At 51.0% G+C, this 5,454-nt stretch carries 8 protein-coding genes and 1 pseudogene; all 9 read right to left on the reverse strand.

The features are described 5' to 3' along the window. Positions 1–80: 80 nt before the first annotated feature. A complete protein-coding gene (locus OP497_RS17320; protein ID WP_280550731.1) occupies positions 81–500 on the reverse strand; it encodes a transposase in 420 nt (139 codons plus the stop codon). A gap of 42 nt (positions 501–542) precedes the next feature. Next, positions 543–899 (reverse strand): IS66 family insertion sequence element accessory protein TnpB, encoded by a 357-nt coding sequence (gene tnpB / locus OP497_RS17325; RefSeq protein WP_238979190.1) that lies wholly within the window; start codon positions 897–899, stop codon positions 543–545. After that, positions 896–1,057, reverse strand: a complete 162-nt coding sequence (locus OP497_RS17330) for a hypothetical protein (RefSeq protein ID WP_280550732.1) — start codon at positions 1,055–1,057, stop codon at positions 896–898. The genes tnpB and OP497_RS17330 overlap by 4 nt, the downstream gene beginning before the upstream one ends. 162 nt (positions 1,058–1,219) lie before the next feature. Beyond that, positions 1,220–1,495 (reverse strand): hypothetical protein, encoded by a 276-nt coding sequence (locus tag OP497_RS17335; protein WP_280550733.1) that lies wholly within the window; start codon positions 1,493–1,495, stop codon positions 1,220–1,222. An 89-nt stretch (positions 1,496–1,584) separates the two neighbouring features. Further along, positions 1,585–2,730: an HNH endonuclease gene (locus OP497_RS17340; RefSeq protein WP_280550734.1), complete on the reverse strand. Its 1,146-nt coding sequence runs from the start codon at positions 2,728–2,730 to the stop codon at positions 1,585–1,587. A gap of 129 nt (positions 2,731–2,859) precedes the next feature. Then, the gene (locus tag OP497_RS17345) at positions 2,860–3,495 is read right to left on the reverse strand and encodes a LysE family translocator (RefSeq protein WP_280550736.1); all 636 of its coding nucleotides are present in this window, start codon (positions 3,493–3,495) and stop codon (positions 2,860–2,862) included. A 57-nt stretch (positions 3,496–3,552) separates the two neighbouring features. Beyond that, positions 3,553–4,335, reverse strand: a complete 783-nt coding sequence (locus tag OP497_RS17350) for a hypothetical protein (protein WP_280550738.1) — start codon at positions 4,333–4,335, stop codon at positions 3,553–3,555. A 107-nt stretch (positions 4,336–4,442) separates the two neighbouring features. After that, positions 4,443–5,147: a DUF2628 domain-containing protein gene (locus tag OP497_RS17355; RefSeq protein ID WP_280550740.1), complete on the reverse strand. Its 705-nt coding sequence runs from the start codon at positions 5,145–5,147 to the stop codon at positions 4,443–4,445. Positions 5,148–5,259: 112 nt separating this feature from the next. Further along, positions 5,260–5,454: pseudogene (locus OP497_RS17360) on the reverse strand (hypothetical protein); the annotation flags it as partial.

Here is a 5,454-nt window from a genome sequence, read left to right on the forward strand (position 1 = left end):
GAGCATCGGGTACCTCCTGATCGTTCTGTTTCCCAATCAGAGGGTACCCCGCTTGAGTGGGGGACACCTTATTTCGGTACTCAGGGGACTTTTAGCATCGGTACTGACACATGGATAACCTCGACACGGGGCAGTTCGGGGGGCAGGGCCACCCGACCGCCACGGCTACGGCGCTTGGCTGGCTGACGCGGCTCGGCCGTCGCATCGACCCCGTCGTCGGCCGCGTCATCCTGAGCGCTCGCCTGTTCCTCGTCGACCGCTGCTTCAGCCTCGTTGATGAGGAGGTCACCCTGCGTGACGCGATACTTTTCCGTGGAGGGGCCGAACTGACGCTCGATGGCCAGGCGGAACTGCTCGAACAACGCGGCCTTGGCGGCTTCCCACTCGGCCTCCTTCTTCTCCATCAGCTGATGGAGACGCGCGATCTCCTCCTGCTGAGCGCGCACTTGGCGCTGCAGCCGGGAGACACTGGCGGAGGAAGGTGAGGCCGACGACGTCATGCCGATATTTTACCAAGCAGCGCTGCTGGAAGCAGCAGAAAATCAGCCAACCGACTGAAAATCCAACGCCTTATGGGGGCGCATGGCGCTGAGGTCATAGCCATCCAGAAGCCAGTTCAGCTCCTGGCCCGAGAGCGTAACCGTGTCGCCCTCCAGCCGGTCGGGCCACTTGAAGCGCTCGCGCTCCAGGCGCTTGTACCAGACCACGAAGCCGTTACGCTCCCAGAACAGCAACTTTACCTTATCGCGCTGGCGGTTGCCGAACACGAACACCGCCTCCTCGAAGGGATTGAGCTCCATGGCCTCCTGCACCAGCAGGGCCAGCCCGTCGATCTGCTTGCGCATATCGACGGGCTCGCGGCAAAGGTAGACCCGCAGTCCGGTGTCCGGGCGAATCATGGCGCCACCTCCACGGCAACGAAGCGCAGCGGCCGATGACGAGGTGGCACGGGCACTTCCTGCACCACCAGGCGCTGCTCCCACGCCAGCAGTGATGCCAGCTCCAGTCCTTGCTCCGCGGCGTACTCGCTCAACGGCAGTTGCCGAGAGGCAAGCATGGAACAGATGGCCCAGCCAGAAGGCCTGTGTCGAGGTCAGGTCGGTCATGGTGTCCTCCTTGCTTTCGGATGACACCAGTCTGGCGGACACTATTCAGATGCAGAAGGTGGGGTTTGTGGAGCGCTTACTTTGTTAAAGGCTTTTCCGTCAGCTCTCGCAAGTCACGACAACGCCAAAGATATCGTCTGTAAGACGCTCACAACTGTCAGGAACCCGCCAACGACAATCAATCTTCTGTGAGAGAGATCGATACCTTGAATCAGGATAAAGCTTCCAACTGCGCCGCTGAAAAAACCTCCGCTGAACTGGGAACCACCAATCGCAAATACAAACACCAAGTAAACGACCGCCAGAAAATACAGCAATACTCGTAGCGGCTTGACCTCAAAACGCTTGTAGTAGGCCTGATCTTCTGGGGAAAGATCTTCCTTACTCACCGGAAGCTCCCTTGAGCCTTTAACGCCTTGCTCACCGGTAAATTATGAGCGCAGCGAGTAATTTATCCGCGTGCAGAAACTTGTTATACCTAATCACGCCTATGCCGGCCAACGAGTTGGTTTAATACCCATGGTTCCAATTTCTCCCATAGCAGGCCCACCAGACGGTTATGTTGCTCTTCGGTTATTGTTTCGCCTTCTTTTGCTCCGCAATTGGAAAATGCGTACCGAACCGCCTCCTCTAGCACCCTCTCCCTTTCTTCTTTATGCTGGATTTCCAGTGCTGGACCTATAACTGCACCCATAGCCTGCTGTACGGCATTGCCATCCCACTTCTCGTAGTTATATGCCTTCCGTATGTCAGTGGACGTCAAATCTAGATCAACATCGAGCTCCAGCTCTTTACCTGTGGTCGGATCAATCGAATACGTTGCCGAGAATGCACTGCCTGAATAGCTGCTCGACAAACACATGACAACCCGCATTACACCGAAGTATTCGACGTATCCACGAATGAGATTGCTATCTGGGTCGCCATTAACATGGACAATGTGAATTGGAATTCCAGAGGGCCTTTCAAGCACTAAATCCCTCTCGTAGTAATACCCAAAACACGGCTCAGATTCTTGTTCCTTTAGGAATTGAATAGCATGCTCACAGCCTCTCACACTCACGCCAGTTGTAGAGACCAACGCAAGCGCTGTTTTGACAAATGAGCGCCCTGCATCTAAACCACCGAAGGACAAACTGAGTTTAATTGGATTCTGAGAATAGCTGGATTTCGACTGAGCTTTCTCAAGCAGTTCATCAGCATCAAGTTGCGGGTATTTCCTGGCGACACCTTTCAGCATCTTTTTTGCTTCAGCCATGTTTCTGGCGGAAATGTTAATCTCTACTCCGTTTTCGTTTTTCTGCTCTTTGAAAATAGGTCTTGGTAAGTCCAGTGATCCATCAGCATTGAGTACCCATTCATCTCCGCTGGTGGTTTGAAACTTCTGAGAAGGTGCATCACCACGCTCCCTGTTAATGCGAAAAAACAGACTCAACGGGTTCATTTGGCGCGCAAGTGCAGACTCCCAGTTATCACCAGATTTTGAGTTGCAGTCCACACACAGGAAGCCTGAGACTTTCTTCCTCCCACCAATTGAGTTGGGAATCAAGTGTTCACGAGAGTCTATTTCTGTGGAAATGACTTCTTCACACAGCAAACATCGTTTTTTCAGATCGATGCTCAAAAAGTCAACTCCATTTTGTATAACGCCCGCCATCACCGGTGGCAAAACCGCAGCGAAGCGGAGGGTTTGGCATCCGGTGCATGGCTTGGTTATGTAGTTAAAAGTAAATTGCTCCCCCTGCTCACTACATTACCTGGTACTGGCTGCAAGGCGCGCACCCAAGGCGACGAACAAGGCTCCAAGGCCTCGATCCATCCATAAGCCAACTCGCCGATTTTGTCTCAAGAAATCTCCTAGCTTTGACCCCAGCATAACCAAAGGTGGCTCTATAAAAGCCGCGACAACAATGATCAGGCTTCCGTGCAACAATAACTGAGCACCGGGAGGGCCAGCACCTTCCACGACAAACTGTGGCAGGAAAGCAAGGAAAAATACGGCTACTTTCGGGTTAAGTGCAGAAACCAACACGCCTTGCCAATAAATTGAATGCATTCGTTGATGGCTGACGCCCTCGCTGGGCACGAAGGAGTCGCCACGCGATAGAAGCATTCTGATACCAAGCCATATCAAATATGCGGCGCCTACCCACTTAACAATAGAAAACGCCAGGGCGGACGTGGCAAGGATCGCCGAAAGGCCCACCGCCGCCATAGCGACATGCAACGCCGCACCTGTCCAAATGCCGAGCATCGCAGCGAACCCATGTTGACGTCCGTTGCGCAAGGTTTGCCCTAAAATGAAAGCGATATCCGGCCCCGGGGAAAGGTTTAGAAGGGCCGCCGCAGCAAGAAATGTGATCCAGTGAATTATTGTGTAATCAAACATTTCGACACTCCTATGTCATTAACTGAGGTAGCCAGCGTGTAGCAACTACATAACGCCTCAAACACCGGCGCAGTTTACTGCGTCCGAGTGATTTGACTTGTTAGCCGCTGCTGGCTTTTTTTGCCCAAGTTGAATACATAACCGATAGTAAGCTGCCAGAGCTTGTGATTCATCGGTGGTTGATGGTGCGAAACATGAAATGGGAGCACGCAATGCAGACACAAAACACAAGAAATCGATTGCACCAATTGATTTATAGAAATTTAATGGCTCCCCATAATCGGAATCAGAGAAAGCGCCATGTAAAATACCATGTCTGTTAGTATTGTCGTTCAGGGTATAATTATTTGAGCTGATGTAAAGATTGTTATCAGTGAACTCAATGAAAGCATCCATCATGGAAACGATTTCACCTACCGCACCGATATTATTAGTTGTTACGTCATCTTTACAATCAATAGCCAAGTTTTGAAAAACGCTCTTTATACTTGTGACTGTAACAGAACGGCTATCCGCTATTTTTCGTCCTGCGCCTTCAATCACTGGCATTAATCCAGATACAGCAATATGATTAAGCCCAAGAAAATGAGCTTCTACAGACTCAGCGATTATTTCATGATATTCGTTTATGAATGGAACAGCGTGGTAACGCTCAGATACCATAGCCGCTAAGTTATCTGGTGAGTAAATTGGTGCGAGATACGGAGCAAGAGTGTTTCCGCACACATTATTGTCATTAATTTGTTTTGCCACATTTCCCAAAAATCCAAGCTGAACGTATGGTGGGATAAACCAGCCAACGCTGTTAAATGCTTGTTTATGATAGTCCAAATTATTCACGATCTCTCCTAGGCGGCTAACGCTACGCGTAACCGGCTGCCCAAAGCTGCGCCGCTTCGCAGCGCAGCTTTGGGCAGTCCGAGTTTACGCGATTGTTAGGTGCTCACTTACAAATCTCTCACATAGGAAAGGCTGTCTTGTGTACCATCATGAAGTGTCATTTGCAGCGTAAAGCGTCCTTCTTGATCAAACAGCTGGCGTAATGCCCAGGACACCTGTTGCCCGTTAGACAAACCCACACCTAAAGTAACGATATGATTGTCTTGATCGATGGATTGCACAGTAACCGGCACCCGCGTTCCGTTAATGCTCAACACCTTCGGTTTTCCGCTCAAAGAAATCGTAATCATTGCTCCGTCGGTATCGCCACGCCAAACTCCACTAACATCTGCAAGCGTCTGATTTTTTGTCTCCGCGATATAGGCGGGGCTCAATGTCGAAATACCAAACAACAAAACCAACGCCGCCAACGGAAACCCTATTGCGCCCACTGGCTTTGAAAAAATATCGGGCAAACCACTCCACATATTCTCATCATGCATTACTTTGCGGAAGTAATCATAGTTGGCGAGCTGAGCACAGATCACTGCCGAAGGAATCCAATAAAGAATAACGGGTAACGCAACCCCGATAACGGCTTCCACAAGCGTTAACAAAGAAGCCAGCACCCATGTTGCGCCCAGGATTACAGCGCCTTTCGCCCACATTGTTTTGCTAAAATAGTAAAGAGGGCCGAACAAAAAAGCCAAAATATTGAACGAGATCTTATGTTTTTCTTTAAAGCTAAGCCCCTTGTATTCAGTGGAGCTCATGGCTTTGTAGATAAATTGTTCGTCTGCCCCAATCTTTTGAAGGATATCGAACTTCGTTTTCCAGGCATCACTCTAAAGTGGACCCCACGGTCAAGACAGAATTTGCCTGAGTTTAAGCTAATGCCTCGGCCATGTTCGCAGCGGCACAGCGCTGCCCTGTTTCTTCGTTCTGCGATGTCGCCCCTCGGCCCCCGAGGTGATCGGGTATGGATGCCCCGCCACCCAGGCCGCTCAGGTAGACCTCGTCGGGTGTCCGGTACCCCAGGGACTGGTGGGGCCGCTCCGCGTTGTAGAACGGAAAGTACTC

The sequence above is a fragment of the Halomonas sp. 11-S5 genome, from assembly GCF_029889825.1.
Lineage (GTDB): Bacteria > Pseudomonadota > Gammaproteobacteria > Pseudomonadales > Halomonadaceae > Halomonas.